Origin of the sequence: Paraburkholderia sp. BCC1886, from assembly GCF_900996245.1 — a bacterium.
GTDB lineage: Bacteria > Pseudomonadota > Gammaproteobacteria > Burkholderiales > Burkholderiaceae > Paraburkholderia.
In genome coordinates, this window is sequence record NZ_CAAJGK010000084.1 from 1 (window position 1) to 596 (window position 596).

Consider the following 596-nt stretch of genomic DNA (forward strand, 5'->3'; position numbering starts at 1 on the left):
GTCGGTGCGCTGGCAACAGGTGAAATCGCCGCGTTGAAGACGGGCCAGGTGGCCGCGTTGACCACGGCTCAGGTCGGTGCATTGAGCAATGACCAGATCGGCGCGTTGTCGGCCTTGCAGGTTGGTGCATTGACGACCACGCAGGTCGGCGCACTGAGCACGGCGCAGGTCGGCGCGTTGTCGACTGGCCAGATTGCGGCGCTGTCGAACGCGGACGTGGCCGCACTGAGCACGGATCAACTGGGTTCGTTCAGCACCGCGGATATCGCTGCATTGAAGACGGCACAGGTCGCCGCGTTGACGACGACGCAGGTCGGCGCACTGAGCAATGACCAGGTCGGCGCGTTGACGGCCACGCAGGTTGGCGCATTGACGACGACGCAAGTGGGCGCTCTGAGCACCGCGCAGATCGGCGCATTGTCGACGACGCAGATCGGCTCGCTGTCGACGAAAGACGTGGCCGCGCTGAGCACGGATCAACTGGGCGCGCTGTCCACGTCGGATATCGCAGCACTTAAGACGGCGCAGGTTGCAGCGCTGACGACGACCCAGGTCGCGGCCTTGACGACCGATCAGGTCGGCGCGCTGACGACGGT

At 65.4% G+C, this 596-nt stretch carries 1 pseudogene; it reads left to right on the forward strand.

Annotation, left to right across the window (positions count from 1 at the left end):
* Positions 1–596, forward strand: a pseudogene (locus FQ746_RS34900) (heme utilization protein); the annotation flags it as partial.